The organism is Streptomyces sp. NPDC059255 (genome assembly GCF_042752355.1).
Classification (GTDB): Bacteria; Actinomycetota; Actinomycetes; order Streptomycetales; family Streptomycetaceae; genus Streptomyces.
In genome coordinates, this window is record NZ_JBHYZP010000040.1 from 69,335 (window position 1) to 86,409 (window position 17,075).

The 17,075-nt window shown below is 72.6% G+C and carries 17 protein-coding genes and 1 pseudogene; 10 read left to right on the forward strand and 8 right to left on the reverse strand.

Annotated features, from left to right (window positions below):
- Nucleotides 1-88: 88 nt before the first annotated feature.
- Nucleotides 89-895: an HAD family hydrolase gene (locus ACFXKG_RS34230; protein WP_384847246.1), complete on the forward strand. Its 807-nt coding sequence runs from the start codon at nt 89-91 to the stop codon at nt 893-895.
- 301 nt (nt 896-1,196) lie between these two features.
- Nucleotides 1,197-2,351, forward strand: coding sequence for a phosphotransferase (locus ACFXKG_RS34235; RefSeq protein ID WP_384847248.1), 1,155 nt, complete (start codon nt 1,197-1,199; stop codon nt 2,349-2,351).
- Between the two features lie 19 nt (nt 2,352-2,370).
- Here the strand turns inward: ACFXKG_RS34235 and ACFXKG_RS34240 are convergent.
- Nucleotides 2,371-3,095 (reverse strand): annotated as a pseudogene (locus ACFXKG_RS34240) (ABC transporter permease).
- A gap of 22 nt (nt 3,096-3,117) precedes the next feature.
- On the reverse strand, nt 3,118-4,098 hold the full coding sequence (locus ACFXKG_RS34245) for an ATP-binding cassette domain-containing protein (protein WP_384847250.1): 981 nt from the start codon (nt 4,096-4,098) through the stop codon (nt 3,118-3,120).
- A 433-nt stretch (nt 4,099-4,531) separates the two neighbouring features.
- Between ACFXKG_RS34245 and ACFXKG_RS34250 the strand changes: the two genes are divergently transcribed.
- The 4 genes from ACFXKG_RS34250 (at nt 4,532) to ACFXKG_RS34265 (ending at nt 8,967) form a co-directional block, all read left to right on the forward strand.
- On the forward strand, nt 4,532-5,152 hold the full coding sequence (locus ACFXKG_RS34250) for a TetR/AcrR family transcriptional regulator (RefSeq protein ID WP_384847290.1): 621 nt from the start codon (nt 4,532-4,534) through the stop codon (nt 5,150-5,152).
- A gap of 79 nt (nt 5,153-5,231) precedes the next feature.
- Nucleotides 5,232-5,903, forward strand: a complete 672-nt coding sequence (locus ACFXKG_RS34255) for a TetR/AcrR family transcriptional regulator (protein WP_384847252.1) — start codon at nt 5,232-5,234, stop codon at nt 5,901-5,903.
- 60 nt (nt 5,904-5,963) lie between these two features.
- A complete protein-coding gene (locus tag ACFXKG_RS34260; protein ID WP_384847254.1) occupies nt 5,964-8,141 on the forward strand; it encodes a HelD family protein in 2,178 nt (725 codons plus the stop codon).
- Nucleotides 8,142-8,307: 166 nt separating this feature from the next.
- Entirely contained in the window at nt 8,308-8,967 is a 660-nt protein-coding gene (locus ACFXKG_RS34265) for an FMN-dependent NADH-azoreductase (protein WP_384847256.1), read from the forward strand.
- Nucleotides 8,968-8,987: 20 nt separating this feature from the next.
- Here ACFXKG_RS34265 and ACFXKG_RS34270 read toward each other — a convergent pair whose 3' ends face one another.
- On the reverse strand, nt 8,988-10,175 hold the full coding sequence (locus tag ACFXKG_RS34270) for an MFS transporter (RefSeq protein ID WP_384847258.1): 1,188 nt from the start codon (nt 10,173-10,175) through the stop codon (nt 8,988-8,990).
- Nucleotides 10,176-10,237: 62 nt separating this feature from the next.
- Here ACFXKG_RS34270 and ACFXKG_RS34275 point away from each other — a divergent pair, with 62 nt between their 5' ends.
- A complete protein-coding gene (locus tag ACFXKG_RS34275; RefSeq protein ID WP_384847260.1) occupies nt 10,238-10,801 on the forward strand; it encodes a CGNR zinc finger domain-containing protein in 564 nt (187 codons plus the stop codon).
- 10 nt (nt 10,802-10,811) lie between these two features.
- Here ACFXKG_RS34275 and ACFXKG_RS34280 read toward each other — a convergent pair whose 3' ends face one another.
- The 3 genes from ACFXKG_RS34280 to ACFXKG_RS34290 form a co-directional block, all read right to left on the reverse strand.
- A complete protein-coding gene (locus ACFXKG_RS34280; protein WP_384847262.1) occupies nt 10,812-11,432 on the reverse strand; it encodes a histidine phosphatase family protein in 621 nt (206 codons plus the stop codon).
- A gap of 161 nt (nt 11,433-11,593) precedes the next feature.
- Nucleotides 11,594-12,739 (reverse strand): hypothetical protein, encoded by a 1,146-nt coding sequence (locus ACFXKG_RS34285; protein ID WP_384847264.1) that lies wholly within the window; start codon nt 12,737-12,739, stop codon nt 11,594-11,596.
- A gap of 115 nt (nt 12,740-12,854) precedes the next feature.
- Entirely contained in the window at nt 12,855-13,652 is a 798-nt protein-coding gene (locus ACFXKG_RS34290) for an SAM-dependent methyltransferase (protein WP_384847266.1), read from the reverse strand.
- Nucleotides 13,653-13,706: 54 nt separating this feature from the next.
- Here ACFXKG_RS34290 and ACFXKG_RS34295 point away from each other — a divergent pair, with 54 nt between their 5' ends.
- Complete coding sequence (locus ACFXKG_RS34295; protein ID WP_384847268.1) at nt 13,707-13,838, forward strand: hypothetical protein; 132 nt, start codon at nt 13,707-13,709, stop codon at nt 13,836-13,838.
- Here ACFXKG_RS34295 and ACFXKG_RS34300 read toward each other — a convergent pair.
- Nucleotides 13,819-14,511, reverse strand: a complete 693-nt coding sequence (locus ACFXKG_RS34300; protein ID WP_384847270.1) for a TetR/AcrR family transcriptional regulator — start codon at nt 14,509-14,511, stop codon at nt 13,819-13,821. The genes ACFXKG_RS34295 and ACFXKG_RS34300 overlap by 20 nt on opposite strands.
- A gap of 53 nt (nt 14,512-14,564) precedes the next feature.
- Here ACFXKG_RS34300 and ACFXKG_RS34305 point away from each other — a divergent pair, with 53 nt between their 5' ends.
- Nucleotides 14,565-15,683, forward strand: a complete 1,119-nt coding sequence (locus ACFXKG_RS34305; RefSeq protein WP_384847272.1) for an FAD-dependent oxidoreductase — start codon at nt 14,565-14,567, stop codon at nt 15,681-15,683.
- A 31-nt stretch (nt 15,684-15,714) separates the two neighbouring features.
- Here ACFXKG_RS34305 and ACFXKG_RS34310 read toward each other — a convergent pair whose 3' ends face one another.
- The gene (locus ACFXKG_RS34310; protein WP_384847274.1) at nt 15,715-16,116 is read right to left on the reverse strand and encodes a hypothetical protein; all 402 of its coding nucleotides are present in this window, start codon (nt 16,114-16,116) and stop codon (nt 15,715-15,717) included.
- A 70-nt stretch (nt 16,117-16,186) separates the two neighbouring features.
- Here ACFXKG_RS34310 and ACFXKG_RS34315 point away from each other — a divergent pair, with 70 nt between their 5' ends.
- A complete protein-coding gene (locus ACFXKG_RS34315; protein WP_384847276.1) occupies nt 16,187-16,810 on the forward strand; it encodes a TetR/AcrR family transcriptional regulator in 624 nt (207 codons plus the stop codon).
- Nucleotides 16,811-17,075 lie beyond the last annotated feature (265 nt).

Below are 17,075 nucleotides of genomic sequence, written 5' to 3' on the forward strand. Positions count from 1 at the left end.
GGGGCGGACGGTCCGCGGACCGTCCGAAGGCCTGAAGGTCCGAAGGCCTGAAGCCCTGAAGGCCCGAAAACCCGAAGAACGGAGCGACGTGACCGACTCGTACGCGGCCGACTCCTGCGCGGCCGGCTCCCGCGCGACCGGCGGGGCGGGCCGGCTCGGTGCGCCTGCCTCGGCCCCGGCTCCGTCCCTGGCCCCGGCGCCGGTGCGCTGCGTGCTCTTCGACTTCGACGGCCCCGTCTGCGCGCTCTTCCGCAACCACCCGGCGCCCGGCGTGGCCGCCCGCCTGCTCGCGGCGCTCCCCGAGGAGGTCCGGCGCGTGGTGGGGACGGCGGACGGCGCCCCGGTCACCGACCCGCAGGCCGTTCTGCGCGGGGTGGGAGAGCTGGCCCCGGGCGGCGCGCGGGTGGCGGAGCTGGAGGCGTGGCTGACGGAGGAGGAGATACGGGCGACCGAGTCGGCCGTACCGACCAGGAACGCGGCGGAGCTGATACGGGCGCTGAGTGACGCCGGGGTGGCCCTGGCGATCACCACGAACAACTCGCCGAGGGCTGTGCGGCGCTACCTCGAACGGACCGGCCTCACCCGGTGCTTCGGCGGCCACGTCTACGGACGCCGGCACGACCCGAGGCTGCTCAAGCCGCATCCGGACTGCCTGGAACGCGCGCTCAAGTGGACGGGCGTACCCGCGGGCGAGTCGGTGATGATCGGTGACGCGGAGGCCGACCTCCGCGCGGCGCAGCAGCTCGGCGTCCGTTTCCTCGGGTACGCGACGAGGGAGACGAAGAGCGACGTGCTGTACGGGGCGGGGGCGCGGGTGGTGATGGACGAACTTCCGGACAACTTGACGAAGTTGGCAGCCAAAGTCCGCCAAGTCCACCAGACCCGCCACCTTTGATGTCATAGTCGCTGCGCGACCTCGTCGGTGGGCGGGCGTCGGCGGGCGGACATCGGTGGCGGGCGACCGCTGATCCGAGTTGGTGAAGAAGGCGCCGACTTGCCCTCACGGCGGCCACCGGAGAGGTAACTTCCGCAAGACAGCTCCACGCATGCCGGACACACCACCTTCACCACATTCGCCACACACCACACAGCCACGTACTTCAGAGGCATCACCCGTACCGAGGGCATAAGGCACAGTGCACAGGGCAATGACAGTCGGCAGGGCATCCCGCAGGGCATCCGCCACGGGATCCGACATGCGCAGGCGAGCGGGTGAGCTGAGCCGCGACGGCCAGGGGGTCACCGGCCCCCTGAACGGCTACCACCACGAGACGTACGCCTTTCCGCTGCCCGCCACGAACGAGCTCAGCGCCCGCTTCGAGCGCGCCAAGCTCCGTGCGCCCCGCCCCGGGCTGCTCTGGTTCGACCGGCGCTGCTTCGCCTCCGAGGACCTGTTGCTCACCGCGCTCCAGGGCCGGGTGGCACGCATCCCGGAGATCATCAGGGTGGACGACGGCGTGTACCTCCAGGGCTTCATCGAGGGCCGGACCCTCGACGCCCGACAGGTGCCGGGGCACCAGGTCTCCGGCCGTGGGCTCTCCCGGCGCCATGCCGCCCAACTCCGGGAGTTCTTCCACCAGCTGGTCTCGATCGACCCGAAGGAACTGGCGGAGCACAAGGTCACGCGGATCTGCGCCCCGGACGACTGGACGGCCGAGGGGGACTCGGCGGCGTTCCTGGACCGGCTGATCCGGTTCACCGAGGAGCAGGTCCACCTGGGCCACGGCGAGCCCTACCGGACGCTCTTCGCGGAACTCGGCGTCGGTGCCGACGCCCTCGGCCGGCTGCGGAAGCGGACCGTGGAGCTGCGCTCGCGCCCCTTCGCGCTCCTCCACTGCGATCTGCACCGGAAGAACCTGATCGTCGACCGGGGCGGTGACCTCTGGGTCATCGACTGGGAACTCGCCATGATCGGCGATCCGCTCTACGACCTGGCGACCCACCTCCACCTGATGGGCTATCCGAGGCAGGAGGAGGCGCGCGTCAAGGAGCTGTGGGTGGCGGCGGTGGAGGAGGCGCGCGCCGGCAGCTCGTACGGCTGGGAGGAGGACCTGCCGCTGCTCCTCGCGTACAAGCGGGTGCAGTCCGTCTTCACCGACATCATCCGTACGGCGCTGCTGCTCGGCCCCGACGCGGAGTCGAACTGGCGGGTGCTGCCCCGGGTGGCGTGGCGGATCCAGCGCGTACTGGCTGCGGCGGAGCGCGAGTTGTACGGGGCGGACGCGGCGCCGACGGTACGGCAGGTGATGACCGCCTACCGGAACTGGTTCCGTACGACGCGCGAGGCCGAGGCCGGGACCGGGGGCCACGAAGCGACCCAGGGCGAGGACGCGAGCGAGGCGGGTCGGTAGGGACAGGGAGGGGACGCCCTCACGAGGTCCGCGCCCGGAACAGCACGCCCGACAGCCCCAGCGCGACGGCCAGGATCCCCGCGCTCCAGGCCAGCGCGGTCCACGGCGCCGTGCCCACCGGCAGCCCCAGCAGCAGGCCGCGCAGCGACTCGATCACCGGCGTGACCGGCTGGTGGTCCGCGAAGCCGTGCAGCCAGGACGGCATCGTCTCGATGGGCACGAAGGCACTGCTGGGTAGGGCAGGAACAGCGCGAAGAAGGTGAACCCGGACGCCGCCTCGGGGGACTTGGCGAGCAGTCCCACCGCCGCCGAGAGCCACGACATCGCCGTGATGAAGACGATCAGGATGCCCGCCGCGGCGAGCGCGGCGGCCGGCTCCGCCGAGGGGCGGAAGCCGATCAGCAGGGCGACTCCGAGGACGAGCGCGGTCGAGACGAGGTTACGGACGACGCTCGCCGCGACATGCCCGGCGAGGATCGACGCGCCGCCGACGTCGAGGGAGCGGAAGCGGTCGATGATGCCGCCCTTCATGTCCTCGCTGACGCTGACGGCGGTGCCGGCCGAACCGGAGCCCGCGCAGAGGATCAGGACGCCGGGGACGACGTACGTGACGTACTCCGTACCGGTGTCGATGGCGCCGCCGAAGAGGTAGACGAAGACGAGCATCAGCATCACCGGCAGCATCATCGCGGTGATGACGGCGTCCGTGTTGCGCCGGCTGAGGCGCAGGCCGCGCCCGGCCATGGTGACGGAGTGCGTCAGGGCGTCAGACACGTGCGGACTCCTTCGGGTGAGGGTCGGAGTGGGCGGTCGAGCGGGTGAGGGTCAGGAACACGTCGTCGAGGGTGGTGCTGTGCACGGCGAAACGTGCCACGTCCGTACCGTCCGGGTCGATCTCGTCCAGCAGGGCGCGCACCTGGGCGGCGCTGCCGTCGGTCGGCAGGCCGAGGGTGAGTGACTCGGGGGCGTGGTGCACGGCCCGGTCCGCGAGGCGCAGATAGGCGTCGGGGCTGGTGAGTACGAGGTCGAGCCGGTGGCCGGAGACCAGGCCCTTCAGCTCGTCCACGGTGCCCTCGGCGGCGATCAGGCCCCGGTCCATGACCGCGATCCGGTCCGCGAGCCGGTCGGCCTCCTCCAGGTACTGGGTGGTGAGGAAGACGGTGGAGCCCTGCGCGGCGAGCTCCCGTACGACCTGCCACAGCTCCTGGCGGCTGCGCGGGTCGAGGCCGGTCGTCGGCTCGTCGAGGAAGACGACCCCGGGGGTGCCGACCAGCCCGGCGGCGAGGTCGAGCCTGCGCCGCATGCCGCCGGAGTACGTGGCGGCGAGGCGGTGGCCGGAGTCGGCGAGCCCGAACCGGTCGAGGAGTTCCGCCGCCCGGCGCCGGGCGGCGTCCCGGGGGAGTCCGCCGAGGCGGGCCATCATGCGGAGGTTCTCGGCGCCGGTCTGCTTCTCGTCGACGGCGGCGAACTGCCCGGTCAGGCTGATGGCCCCGCGCACGCGGCGCCGGTCGGCGACGACGTCGTACCCGGCGACACGGGCGGTGCCGCGGTCGGGAGTGGTGAGGGTGGTGAGGATCCGTACGGCGGTGGTCTTGCCGGCGCCGTTGGGCCCGAGGAGGGCGAAGACGGTGCCGGGCTCGACACGGAGGTCGATACCGCGGAGGACGTGAAGAGGCGCTTTCCCCTTCCCCTTGCCTTTGTAGGACTTTTCCAGGCCGGTGGCTTCGACGGCCGGTTGTGAACGCAAGATCCTTCCCCCTTCGGGTCTCTTATGCGTATGGCGTACGCGCTACTGTGTAAGGGTTACGCATTACTAGGATGGGCGTCAAGCGGCAGGGAGCGGCGGGGAGCGGCAGAAGAGAGGTGCGGCGATGACGGGCAACGCGAACAGCGCGGCCGGGGGCGGCGGTACGGGGCATCCGGAATCTCCGGTGGCTCCGGGGCGTCCGGGATCTCCGGAAGCGCCGGTAACTCCGGGATCTCCGGGACCGCCGGTAGCCCCAGGGCCTTCCGGGCCTTCCGGGTCTTCCGGATCTCCCGGATCTCCCGCATCTCCCGGGCTTCCCGCCAGCGTCGAGGCGGCATGGGGGCTGCGCGACCGCCCGTCCAAGGGGCCGAAGCCCGGCCTCACCCTGGCGCGCATCGTCGACGCGGCGGTCGGCCTCGCGGCGGCGGAAGGGTTGGCCGCGGTCTCGATGGGGCGGGTCGCCAAGGAGCTCGGCGTCTCCACGATGTCGCTGTACCGGTACGTCGCCGCCAAGAACGAGCTCTACATCCTCATGATGGAAGTGGCGCTCGGTGCGCCGCCCCCACCGCCGGACCCGGACGTCGGCTGGCGCGAGGCGCTGACGCTCTGGGCGCGGGCCCAGCGGGCGGCGTTCCACCGGAACCTGTGGTCCCTGCGCCTCCCGGTCGCGGGCCCGCCCAGCACGCCGAACATGGTGGCGTGGTGGGAGCGGGGGATGGTGGCACTGGACGGCACGGATCTGGACGACGGCGCCAGGCTCTCGGTGATCCTGCTGGTCAGCGGCTACGTACGGAACGAGGCGCTGCTGATGGCGGACCTGGACGCGGCGGTCGAGGCGAGCGGCGCCACGCCCCGGCAGGTGATGGAGGGGTACGAGAACACCCTCCGCCGGCTGGCCGACCCGGCGCGCTATCCGTCGGTTGCCCGCCTGATGGCCGAGGGAGGGCTCGGCGAGGCCGGATCCGGCGGGGAGGAGGAGTCGGACCGCGAGTTCACCTTCGGCCTGAACTGCCTCCTGGACGGGGTGGAGGCGCTGATCCGGCGAAGAGGGTGAGCGGGTGGGGCGGGGGACGCGCGCACCGGGCCGTACGCCCCGCCTTCCCGGCGCCGGGCGCTGCGTAGGCTTCACCGTCATGAACGGCGACGACGACAACGAGGTCCTCGACCCCGACCCGGCCCACCGCTTCTCCTCCCCTGCCGAGGCGGGCCTGCGCGAGCGCAAGAGACAGCGCCGCTACCAGGACATCTCGGAGGCCGCGATCGCGCTCTTCCTCGCGAAGGGCTTCGACCGGGTCTCGGTCGCGGAGGTCGCCGCCGCGGTCGAGATCTCCAAGCCGACCCTCTTCCGGTACTTCCCGGCCAAGGAGGACCTGGCGCTGTACCGGTTCGCCGACCACGAGGACGAGGCCGCGCGCGTGGTCGCGGGCCGGCCCGGCGGCGTACGCCCGCTGGAGGCGCTGCGCCTGCACTTCCTGGCCGGACTCGACCGGCGCGACCCGGTGACCGGCCTCAACGACCACGAGGGCGTGCTCGCGTACCACCGGCTGCTGTACGGGACGCCGAGCCTGGTGGCCCGGTTGTACGGATACCAGCGGCGCTCCGAGGAGGCGCTGGCCGCCGCCCTCGGAAGCGGGATCGAGGGGGCGCTCGGCGCCGGGCAGATCATCGCCGTACAGCGCATCCTCGCGCAGGAGAACTGGCGGCGGATCGCGGCGGGCGAACCGGCCGGGGCGGTGTATCCGGACGCGGTCGCGGCGGCGGAGCTGGCTTTCGAGCGGCTGCGCCACGGGCTCGTGCTCTGGTGACTCGCGGCTTTCTTATTTACTGAGTAACGTTATTGACCCAGTCACGCTATTCTCGATGGAATGACGGCATCCGAGGCGGCGTCTGAGCCGGCACCCGAGACGGCATCCGAAGCGGCATCCGCAGCGCTCGACGAGGAACGGACCTACCACCAGGCCTGCCGCGCCGCCCTGGCCGGCATGGTGGACGACGCGCACGAACAGGTCGTCACCGGCGAGAACGCCTTCGCGTCCGGTGCGGACGCCGAAGTCCTCGGCCGCCATCTGCGCAGCTACGCCAAGGAGTTGCGGCAGGCGCCGGACGGCCCGCTGTTCTTCGGCCGGCTCGACTTCACCGAGGGCCCGGCGGCCGGCGACCACAGCGGGCAGAGCTACCACATCGGCCGCCGCCGGGTCACCGAACACCCCGCCGCCCCGCCCCTCGTGGTCGACTGGCGCGCACCCGTCTCGCGCGCCTTCTACCGCGCGAGCGCCGCCGACCCGCAGGGTGTGGCCGTTCGCCGCAGGTTCGGGTGGGCGCCCTGGAGCAAGGGGGAGCCGGAGGATCTGACCGGTCTGGAGGACGAGCCCCTGGGGCCGGGAGCGGCGGCGGCCGGCCCCGCCGCGAGCGCCCTCCTCGCCGGTGAGATCGAGCGCCCCCGTATCGGGCCCATGCGCGACATCGCCGCCACCATCCAGCCCGAGCAGGACGAACTCGTACGCTCCGAACTCGGCCGCTCCCTCTGCGTCCAGGGCGCCCCCGGCACCGGCAAGACCGCCGTCGGCCTGCATCGTGCCGCGTACCTCCTCTACACCTACCCGCGGCGGCTACGACGCGGCGGGCTGCTGGTGCTCGGACCCAACCGCACCTTCCTCTCCTACATCTCCGAGGTCCTGCCCGGCCTCGGCGAGCTCGGTGTCCGCCAGTCGACGGTCGGCGAGGAGATCGCGCGCCATCCGGTGCGTGTCCAGGACACGGAGGAGGCCGCGGCCGTCAAGCACGACGCCCGCATGGCGGAGGTGCTGCGCCGCGCGCTGTACGGACGGGTCGCGACGCCCGACGGCGCCTCGGCCCTCGCGCCGCTCACCGTGCCGGACGGCTCGTACCGCTGGCGCGTCGGGCCCGGCGAACTGGCCCGTATCGTCGCGGAGGTACGGGCCGAGGCGCCTCCGTACGGCATCGGCCGGGAGCGGGTGCGCAGCCGCGCCGTACGGGCCCTCCAACTCCAGGCGGAGCGGCGGGCGGGGCCGCAGCCGGCGCTGTGGGTACGGCGGTTGAGCGGTTCGCGCCCGGTCACCGCGTACCTGGACGCGGTCTGGCCCAAGGTGAGCCCCGAGGAGGTGCTGGCCGGGGTGCTGGCCGATCCGGCGGCGTCGGCGGACGGCATCCTCAACGCCGAGGAGCAGCGGGCGCTCCGCCGCGCCGGGGTGCGCGTCCCCTCGGGGCCGCGGGCGGCGCGGTCGCTGCGCTGGTCCGCTGCCGATCTGGTGCTGCTGGACGAACTCGCCGGGCTGATCGAACACCCCGAGGGATACGGTCATGTCGTCATCGACGAGGCGCAGGACCTCTCCCCGATGGAGTGCCGGGCGATCGCGCGCCGGGTGTCCTTCGGTTCGCTGACGGTGCTGGGGGATCTCGCGCAGGGCACCACCCCGTGGGCGGCCCGCTCCTGGCCCGCGCTGCTCGCCCATCTCGGCCGCCCCGACGCGGTCGTGACGCCGCTGACCACCGGATTCCGGGTGCCCGGCGCGGTCGTGGAACTCGCCAACCGGCTGCTCGCCTCGCTCGACGTCGACGTACCGCCGGCGCGTTCCCTGCGGGGCGCGGGGGAGCTGACGATCACGGGGCCGGGGGCGTCGGAGGGGCTGGGTGGCCTGGATGGGCCGGATGACGGGACCGGCGGCCTGGACGCGGCGGTGGTCGGCGCCGTACGCCGGGCGCTCGCCCGCGAGGGCTCGATCGGTGTGATCGCGGCCGGAGCCGAGGCGGAGCGGCTCCGTACCGTACTCGCCGGGGCGGGGGTCGCCACCGCGACGGCGGACGATCTCGGCGCGACGGCGGCGCGGGTGACGGTGCTGCCCGCGACGGCCGCGAAGGGGCTGGAGTACGACCATGTCGTCCTGGTCGAACCGGCGGCCGTCATGGCGGCCGAGGCGCGCGGGGCACACCGGCTGTACGTGGCGCTCACCCGCGCGGTCTCCCGTCTGGACATCGTCCACAGCCGCCCGCTCCCGGAGGAGTTGGCGCCTCCGGGCCGCTGACGGGCGGTGTTCGGGCAGGGGGCGGAGGCGGAACGGAGGCCCTGGGCTGTACGTTGCTCTCGGCGAAGTGGGGAGCCTTATCCGTATGCGGTCGTACAGCGATATTCCGTCCATGTCCAGATGAACCGGATCCAGGCGTTCCGGGCGCACCAGCGAGGCCATTTTCATGAAGCTTCTGCACATCGACTCCAGCATCTCGGGCGCCGAGTCGGCCAGCCGCCAGATCTCGGCGGCCGTCGTCGCCCGCTTCAGGGCCGAGCACCCCGGCCTTGAGGTCACGTACCGCGATGTCGCCGCCGAGCCGCTGCCGCACCACTCGGAGGCCGTACAGAAGCTCAAGCTGGCCTCCATGGCGCAGGAGGCGTCCATGGACCCGGTGGTGGACGCCGCTACGGACATCGACGCGGGTGCCCGCGCCCTGAGTGAACTGAGCAGGCTCGACGCGGCGTTGGGCGAGTTCCTGGCCGCGGAGGTCGTCGTGATCGGGGCCCCGATGTACAACTTCGGCATCCCCAGCCAGCTCAAGTCGTGGATCGACGCCCTGCCGGTCTCGGGCAAGACCTTCCGCTACACCTCACAGGGCCCCGAGGGGCTGGCGGGCGACAAGCGCATCATCGTCGCCTCCTCGCGCGGCGGCGAGTACGTGGCGGACACCCCGACGGGGGGCTTCGACCATCAGGAGACCTACCTCAGCAGCTTCTTCGGCTTCCTCGGGGTGCTGAACCTCGAATTCGTCCGCGCCGAGGGCATCAACTACGGCCCCGAGCGGCGCAAGCGCGCGATCGAGGCGGCGCTCGCCGAGGCCGTCACGCTCAAGGCGGTCTGAGTCTCAAGGCGGTCTGAGTCTCAAGGCGGTCCGAGTCGGCTCCGCGGTGCGGATGGGAACGCGGCGCACACCGCGACCGCCAGTGCCTCGAACGCGGCCGCCGTCAGCAGCGCGCCCGGCAGTGACCAGGTGGCGACCGGTCCGGCGAGCGCGGCGCCGAGAGCGTATCCGGTGATCTTGAGGCTGGCGCCCGTGGTGAAGACCTGCCCCCGCAGCCGGTCGGGCGCCTCCCGGTGGCGTATCGCGAAGAGGGCGGTGAGCTGCGGGCCTTCCCCGGCACCGGCCAGCACCATCGCGGCCAGGACCAGGGCGGGCCGGCCGGTCGCCGCGAGGAGAAGGGCGACGGCCACGGCGAGGCTGCCCAGCCACAGGACGGCGTCCGGCGCGGGGGCGGGGGCCCGCGGGCGGGAGAGCGCCGCGTTGGCCGCGAGGGCGGAGGCGGCGACGACGGAGAGCAGGAGCGCGCCGTGGCCGGCCGTACCGAAGGCCCGCTCGCCCAGCAGGGGGCAGCAGACGATCAGCATGCCCCTGCCCACGGACGAGACGACCGACGCCGCCGTCGCGCGGGCCAGCGGCCGGGCGCGCGCCACGGCGCGGAATCCGGCGGCGAGTTCGGCGACGACCGGAGCAGGAGAGGCGGCGGACGGTCCGGCGGCGGGGAGTGCCAGCGCCGACGGCAGGGCGGCGCAGATCAGCGCCACGGACACGAGCACCCCGGCCGGTGCCCCGTAGAGGGCCGCGACGGCACCGGCCAGCGCGGGTCCCGCGAGGCTCGCGAGGTGGAAGGTCATCGCGTCCTGTGCGGTGGCGCGCCGCAGCCCGTCCGGTGGTACGACGCGGGGCAGTTGGGAGGTCCAGCCCCCGGAGAGGGCCGGCCCCGGCAGCCCGGCGGCCACCGCGACGAGAAGGGCGGTCCAGAGCGGTACGCGGTCCAGGTGCACCAGGGCCAGGAGGGTGCCGAGCCCCGCCGCGTACAGGGCGAGCGCCCCGCCGAGCAGCCGCCCCGGCGCGGCCGACCGGTCGAGGAGCACGCCGAAGAGCGGTCCGCCGACCGCCGCCGAGACCATGACCCCGGCCAGCAGCGACGATGCGGTGGACGCGGATCCGGTGGCCGCCAGGGCGGCCAGCAGCAGGGCCGGGCCGGACATCTCGTCGCCGGTACGGGCCGCCGTGGCGCCGGCGACGTACACCGGGAGTGCGTAACGCATGTTCACGCACAGGACGTTACGCAGGTAACTCAAACATTCGCCAGGTGCGTTACAGTCGCGCCATGGAGCCCCCTTTCTCGACGCGGCTTTCGGTACGGGGCGCGGCGGACCGTACCGTCGCGCTCGTCAACGCGCTGACCGCACCGGAGGACGGGGACCCGCCGGAACCGGGCGCCGTCGCGGACGTCCTGCTAGCCCACGGCGAGCCCGGCCCCGTACAGCTCTCGGCGGACGACGTGGCGGAGATGCGCGCGGCGGCGCTGCACCTGCGCGAGGTCTTCGCCGCACCCGGCGTGGACGCCGCCGCGGCGGTCCTCAACCGTCTCCTGGGGCGCACCCTCGGCACCGTGCGCCTCACCTCGCACGAGGGCCGCACGCCCTGGCATCCGCACCTCGACAGCGACGACGAGGCCCCGTGGGGGGAGTGGCTGCTCGCCTCGTCCTGTCTCGCCCTGACCGTCCTGGTCTGGGACCGGCAACGCCCGCCGGGCGGCCTCTGCGCCTCGTCGAGCTGCCGGAACGTCTTCCTCACCCAGGGCGCGGGCCCGGCCCGCCGCTACTGCTCCCGGCGGTGCGCGACCCGCGAGAGGGTCGCGGCGCACCGCCGCGCCGCCAGGACGGTCTGACGCGCGGCGCTCAGAACCGGTACTCGGGCGGGAACCCGGTCCAGCGCAGCTCGTCGGGCAGATGCCGCATGTCGTTCGCGCAGACCACGGACGGCGGTCTGCCGGGCGCGTAACGGATCACCGTCAGCGCGGCGTTGGCGAAGTTGAGGCCCAGCCAGCGCGAGGGGGGCGCGTCGAGGGCCGCGCGCACCAGCCATCCGATGAGGAAGTTGTGCGTGACGACCAGCTCATGGCGGGGCGTGTCACCGGTGACCGTACCGGTGAACTCCGCCTGCGCCTCGCGCGCCAGGGCGCTGCCGAGCCGGGCCTCCTCCTCCGGCACCCCCGCGAGGAAGGCGAGCAGGGCGTCGGAGGAATCCGGCGGCAGCTCCTCCCGGTGCGGCAGGTACGGGACGTAGTCGCCGGCCGCCTCCGACCGGTGCGCCGGTACGCCGTCGAGCTCGGCGGTGAGCAGGGCGGCCGTCTCCTCGGCCCGGGGGAGCGGACCGTGGTGCACCGCCGACAGCGGTACGTCGCGCAGCCGCCGGCCGAGCAGCACGGCCTGGCGGCGGCCGTTGTCGGACAGCGCGGTCTCATCCGCCGTCGCCTCGCCGTGCCGGGCGAGATAGAGCCACCGGGGTGCGTCACTCATGATCGTCCGTGCCTCTTTCCGTAGGGTCCCCTCGATGGTGAACCGTCGGCAGCCACTCTCCCCGACGGGCCGGCTCCGAGGCGCGGCGGGCCCTCGCGGGCCGCGGTGAGGTGAGGTGAGATGTGGTGAGGTGTGGTGAGGTGTGGTCCGGTGACGGGCCGTCAGCGGGGCGCGCCGGCGGGTTCGGTGACGCGGCCCCGGGCGTCCGCGCGCAGGGTGGCGGTTCCTTGAGCGCCCTTCACGGTCACCCGGATGACCAGGGCTTCCGTCCCCGCGTCGTGGCCGATGTCGATGCGCCAGGAGCCGTCGGTACCGATGCCGGAGGAGGCGCGGGCCTCGCGGACCAGGGCGGGGAGCCGCTCGTACGGGAGGGAGCCCAGGTCGAACGACGGCTGACCGGCGCCGGGCCCGCCGGTGTCCGTAACGCCGCCGACTCCACTGGCCGACATGGTGTGTTCCTCGATCCGGAACGCGGTGGCCGTCGACACGTCGGCCAGGGCCAGCGCCTCCACGGTGCGGCGCATCCGGCCGTCCTGGAGCATCGACTCCGTGGTCCGCGCGGTGCTCGTCCGCGACGAGACGGAGGTCGAGCCGGAGACGGAGAGCGAGGCGGAGGCCGAGACCTCGGCGCCTCCGGGGTGTCCGCCGGCCCCCTGCCCGCCCGGATCGGTGTCCCGGAACAGATCGGCGCGGAAGAGCAGGACGACGATCGCCGCGCCGACCAGGATCGCCAGGAGGGAGACCAGGCAGTGCGCGCCTTCCGCGCGGGGATTCCTGACGAGCGTGGACTCGGGGGCGGAGTCCATCGACGCCTCGGCGGCCCGCCGCGCCCACTCCTCGTCCGGCCGGATGAGGATCGTGACGTCCCACGGCTCGTGCGCGGGGTACTCGACGACCACGACGCGGCGCGGCGGGAAGCCGGCGATGTCGACGAGGTTGATCGACTGGGAGAACGCGACCCGGTAGGCCGGGCGGTCCTCCGGAGCGACCGTCAGGACGAAGCTGACCGGAACGTCCGCCAGTTCACCGTTGGTCGCGCGCCGGCTCTCGATCATCGCGAGGGCCGTACGCTTCTCGGGCTTCGGCGCCCGCGCCCGTTCCCGGCGCCCCGAGACGACCGTGAACACGACGACGAAGAGGAAGAATCCGGCACCGCCGCCCCACAGCGCCGCCTTCCCGATGATGATTCCGACCACCACGGCCGCGAGCGCCGCGCCGACCACTCCACCGGTCAGCACACTGCCCAGCAGGGTGGCGGGTCTGTCGTGGCGGGACTCGGTGGGCCCGGTGGTGTCTGTGATCGTCACAAACGGCCATTGTCCCCCTGGCCCCTGACACCGGGAAGCCCTCGCGGCGAGCTTCCCCCGGGGGACCGCCGCACGACGGACCCCGTACACGTCACCGTAAACAGATCACCCGGGGTCAGCACGCCACGAGAGTGAGGTAGGCGAAGCCGAGGATGCCGCGGTAGCCCAGCCACATCGCCCGGTGAGCGTCGGCCGCGGCACGGACGGAACCGGCTTCGGGATGGCCGCCGTTGGCGGCGAGCCACTCCTCCTTGCCGGCGAGGTATCCGGACTCGAAGTGCTCCCACTCGTCGAGGGAGGCCGTCTCGATCCACAGGGGCCGGAACCCCGCGGCGCCCGCGAGACCGACGAGCGTGGCCAGGTCCGTCTGCTCGTCCGCCGACGCGTCGGGCCACATGGCCGCGAGTTCGCCGTCCGTGGGCGGCCGCTGCCAGAAGCCCTCGCCGAACAGCACCCGCCCGCCGACGTCCACCCGCTCCCGCAGGGCGCGCAGCGCCACCTCGGTGTGGGCCGGTGGCGCGGCGTCCCCGAACGTGTGGCTCGATCCGACGCACAGGACGACGTCGCCGCGGCCGGGGGCGAAGCCGGCGACGGCCCCTTCGACGAACGTGACCCGGTCGGCAAGCCCACGCTCCCCGGCGCTCACCCGCCCCCGCGCCAGCAACTCCCCGTTCATGTCGACCCCGGTACCGGTGGCACCCGGCACCGCCGCCAGCAGCCGGAGCAGCAACTCACCCCAGCCGCAGCCGAGATCGAGCACGGTCGACGGTCCGCTCCCGGCGAGGCGTTCGACGAGGCGGGCCGCCCGTGCCGGTGAGAGCGGCGAGTTGAAGTCGAGGTGGGCGTGCAGGGGCGGCGGGGAGGATACGGCGGAGAGCGTGGAAGGGGCGGCAGGGGCGGCGGAGGAGGTCATGATCCGGGAGGCTACCGAGCGCTTCCGAGGGCGTCACCCGAGTTCCTGGGGGAGGTGGAGTTCCACCTGCTGGAGCTGGGCGCGGGCAAGCCGGATCACCGTCCGCACCGGATCCACCTCGTGGACACCGGCCCCGACCCCGCTCACATCCGGCAGGAGCTGGGCGTCACGCCGGTGGCCGGGTGAGCTGGGCGGCCACGGCGTCCAGGACCCAGTCCAGGCCGGTCGTGAAGGATGCCTCGGCGTCCACGTCCGTGCCCTCGTACACGGCCTTCGTCAGTGCCGGGAAGCGGCCCGTGGCCAACATTCCCGTCACATACGGGCCGGAGGCGCGCTGCCAGTCGAGCGTGGACAGGCCCGTGGCGCGCTCGGCCCGAAGGTTCGCGATCTCGCGCCTGATCGCGCCGATGAAGTAGGCGCTGACGGTCTCCACGGCGCGCATGGCGGTGTCGATGTCGGCGAGGCCGTCGAGGGCGGCCAGCGTGGCCTCGGCCACGGCGAGGCCGTTCGGGCCCAGGGCCGGGCGGCCGCCGAGCAGGTCGGCCAGCCATGCGTGACGGAGAGCGGCCTGCCTGGTGCGGTGGGCGAGGACGCGCAGTGCCTCCCGCCAGTCGCCGGGCGGGCCCTCCGGGAGAATCTCCGCGTGGACCTCGTCCACCATGAGGTCGAACAGCTCCTCCTTGGTGGAGATGTATCCGTACAGCCGCATCGGGCCGGCGTCCAGCCGGGCGGCGACCTTGCGCAACGACACCGCCTTGAGCCCGCCCTCGTCGGCCAGCGCGATGGCGGCGGCGACGATCCGCTCCCGGTCGAGCGGCACGGGGCGAGTCGGCGGCTCCGGCCGGTCCCACACAGTCATGGCGACATCGTACTGTTGCGATGCATCGTCGTGGCAAAATACAGTGTATCGATATGAGTCACCGCATCGCTGTGGTCGGAGCCGGTCCTGCCGGCCTTGCCTTCGCCCGCGTCCTGCACCGCCATGACTACCCCGTCGCCGTCTTCGAACGCGATCCCGCCCCCGACGCCCGCCCCCCGGGCGGCACGCTGGACCTGCACGCAGGGATGGGCCAGCTCGCGCTGGACAAGGCGGGGCTGCTGGCGCGGTTCCGGGCGCTGTCCCGTCCCGAGGGGCAGGCCATGCGCATCCTGGACGTGGCCGGAACCGTCCTGCGCGACTGGCGTCCCCGGCCGGATGACCGGGCCAATCCCGAGATCGACCGCGGGCAACTCCGGGACCTGCTGCTCGGCCCTCTCGACGTCCGGTGGGGGCGGGGCGTGACGCAGGTGGTGCCGGGGGCCCGGGATGGCGTACGGGTCCATTTCGCGGACGGGCGACAGGAGACGTTCGACCTCGTGGTCGGCGCGGACGGTGCCTGGTCCCGGATCCGCCCGGCGGTCTCGCCGGTGACGCCGCACTACACCGGCGTCACCTTGGTCGAGACCTTCCTGGACGACGTCGACACCCGCCACCCCGACCTCGCCCGGTTGATCGGCGACGGTTCCGTGGCTGTGTACGGCGTGAACCGGGCGCTCGTCGCCCAGCGCAACAGCGGCGGCCACGTCAAGGTGTACGCCCAGTTCCGCGCCCCGCTGGACCGGCACGCGAAGCTGGACCCGGCCGACGCCGAGGCCGTGCGATCGAGCCTGCTGGCTCTGTTCGACGGCTGGGCCGCTCCCGTCCTCGACCTCCTCCGCCACGGCACGGCTTTCGTCCACCGCCCCCTCCACGTCCTGCCTGTGTCCCACACCTGGGCCCACGTCTCCGGGGTGACGCTGCTGGGCGACGCCGCCCACCTGATGCCCCCGTTGGGGGCGGGCGCGAACCTCGCGATGCTGGAAGGCGCCGAACTCGCCGAGTCCATCGCCACCGGCCCCGGAGATCTGGATGAGGCCGTCCGCGCCTTCGAGGAGCAGATGTGGGCACGGGCCGCCAGATGGGCGAAGATCACCACGGCCGGTCTGGAACGCCTCGTGAGCCCGGACCCCGCCGCAGCCCTCGCCCTCTTCGACCAGGTCCAGCCCTCCTGACCGCCGACTCCCTTCTGGTGTCCGGTCTCGCTCAATCCGAAGCGGCTTGGGTCGGGTCGGCGGCGATCAACAGTGCGGCGAACGCGATGGGGGCGGCTGTCTGGTATCCGATCCAAACTTCACCTCCGGCGCTGCCGCCCTGCCATGCCATCAGGGCGCCGACAAGTGCGGTCAGCACCCAGCCGCTGTCGTAGCCGACCATGAGCCGGGTGTAAGTGCGCATCGATCGGCTGCGCGTATATCCGATCTCGATTCCACCACCGATCAGCAGGGCCATGCCTGAGACGACCATCAGCCAGGCCGGCGTGCCGAGTAACCGGCCGAGCGGGGCAGCGCCGGCCATGTAGGCAGCGGCGAGCAACACCTTGAAGGCGCCATCGGCGATGGCCCCCACCGTCTGGCGGTTCACCCGCGATGCCACGACCTGGGCCATGAGCGGTCCTCCTTGAAGCTCGTCATGACTGGTTTCGTAACGAGATTACGGCAATAATCAAATTATGAGAATGACGAGAGCGGAGACCAAGGAACGCAACCGCCGGGCCTTGCTGAGCGCTGCGTTCCAGGTCGTTTCCCGGGACGGGTATCGGGCCAAGCTTGATGAGATCGCTGAGCGCGCCGACTTGACCACCGGTGCCATTTACTCGCTGTTCGGGAGCAAGAACGGCCTGGTGGTCGCCCTCGTCGCCGACTACCTGCAGCCGTACTACGAGGAGATCGAGCACGCGGTTCCAGCCGAACTGGATCTGCTGGAAGCGGTCGACGCCTTCGCCCGGCACCACCGGCGAAGCTGTGACGCCCCCGAAGCCCGGTCTGCCCTGTCGCTCCAGATCACCCTGCTGGACATGGCCCTGCACGACCCCGACCTGGGGGCCCAGCTCGCCGCGTCCATCCGATCGCAGGAGAACCACCTGATCGCGCTGTTCACCGGAAGATCCCACAACGGGAGCGTTGTGACGTCGCATCAGGCACAACGCCTGACCACCGCGCTCAGGGCACTGTTCGTCGGCCTCGGCCAGGGCGTCACCCTCGGCCTCGCCCCTGGTGCCGACGAGCAGTACTTCGCCGACACCGCCCGCGCTCTGGCATCCGACATGTCCCTCATCGATCACGATGCGGATGCTCCGTGATGGCCGGTCAAGAGGACCGAATCTCACTGTCATCGGTCAGATCTGCGACGACTCCCACCAAGCCGACGAGGCCGTCGCGGAGCCGCGGGAGTGTGATGCCTCGGGGCGGTGGTCCAGGCGGAAGGTCTGCTCGAACCTGGGGGTAGTTGGCGGCCCGGTGGAAGCGATGCTGAGGTAGCCGACCATATGTCAATGAAGTTGATCCGCCTCTGGTCAGACGGAAACAAGGCCTCAGCGGCGGTCAGAGAGGCGCCGAGCACCGTTG

Coding starts and splice junctions, on each gene's coding strand:
- ACFXKG_RS34265 (WP_384847256.1), top strand. CDS start 8,308: ATGAAGCTTCTGCACATCGACTCCAGCATCTCGGGCGCCGAGTCGGCC.
- ACFXKG_RS34310 (WP_384847274.1), bottom strand. CDS start 16,116: ATGGCCCAGGTCGTGGCATCGCGGGTGAACCGCCAGACGGTGGGGGCC.
- ACFXKG_RS34305 (WP_384847272.1), top strand. CDS start 14,565: ATGAGTCACCGCATCGCTGTGGTCGGAGCCGGTCCTGCCGGCCTTGCC.
- ACFXKG_RS34275 (WP_384847260.1), top strand. CDS start 10,238: ATGGAGCCCCCTTTCTCGACGCGGCTTTCGGTACGGGGCGCGGCGGAC.
- ACFXKG_RS34290 (WP_384847266.1), bottom strand. CDS start 13,652: ATGACCTCCTCCGCCGCCCCTGCCGCCCCTTCCACGCTCTCCGCCGTA.
- ACFXKG_RS34235 (WP_384847248.1), top strand. CDS start 1,197: ATGCGCAGGCGAGCGGGTGAGCTGAGCCGCGACGGCCAGGGGGTCACC.
- ACFXKG_RS34270 (WP_384847258.1), bottom strand. CDS start 10,175: ATGCGTTACGCACTCCCGGTGTACGTCGCCGGCGCCACGGCGGCCCGT.
- ACFXKG_RS34260 (WP_384847254.1), top strand. CDS start 5,964: ATGACGGCATCCGAGGCGGCGTCTGAGCCGGCACCCGAGACGGCATCC.
- ACFXKG_RS34255 (WP_384847252.1), top strand. CDS start 5,232: ATGAACGGCGACGACGACAACGAGGTCCTCGACCCCGACCCGGCCCAC.
- ACFXKG_RS34280 (WP_384847262.1), bottom strand. CDS start 11,432: ATGAGTGACGCACCCCGGTGGCTCTATCTCGCCCGGCACGGCGAGGCG.
- ACFXKG_RS34300 (WP_384847270.1), bottom strand. CDS start 14,511: ATGACTGTGTGGGACCGGCCGGAGCCGCCGACTCGCCCCGTGCCGCTC.
- ACFXKG_RS34315 (WP_384847276.1), top strand. CDS start 16,187: ATGACGAGAGCGGAGACCAAGGAACGCAACCGCCGGGCCTTGCTGAGC.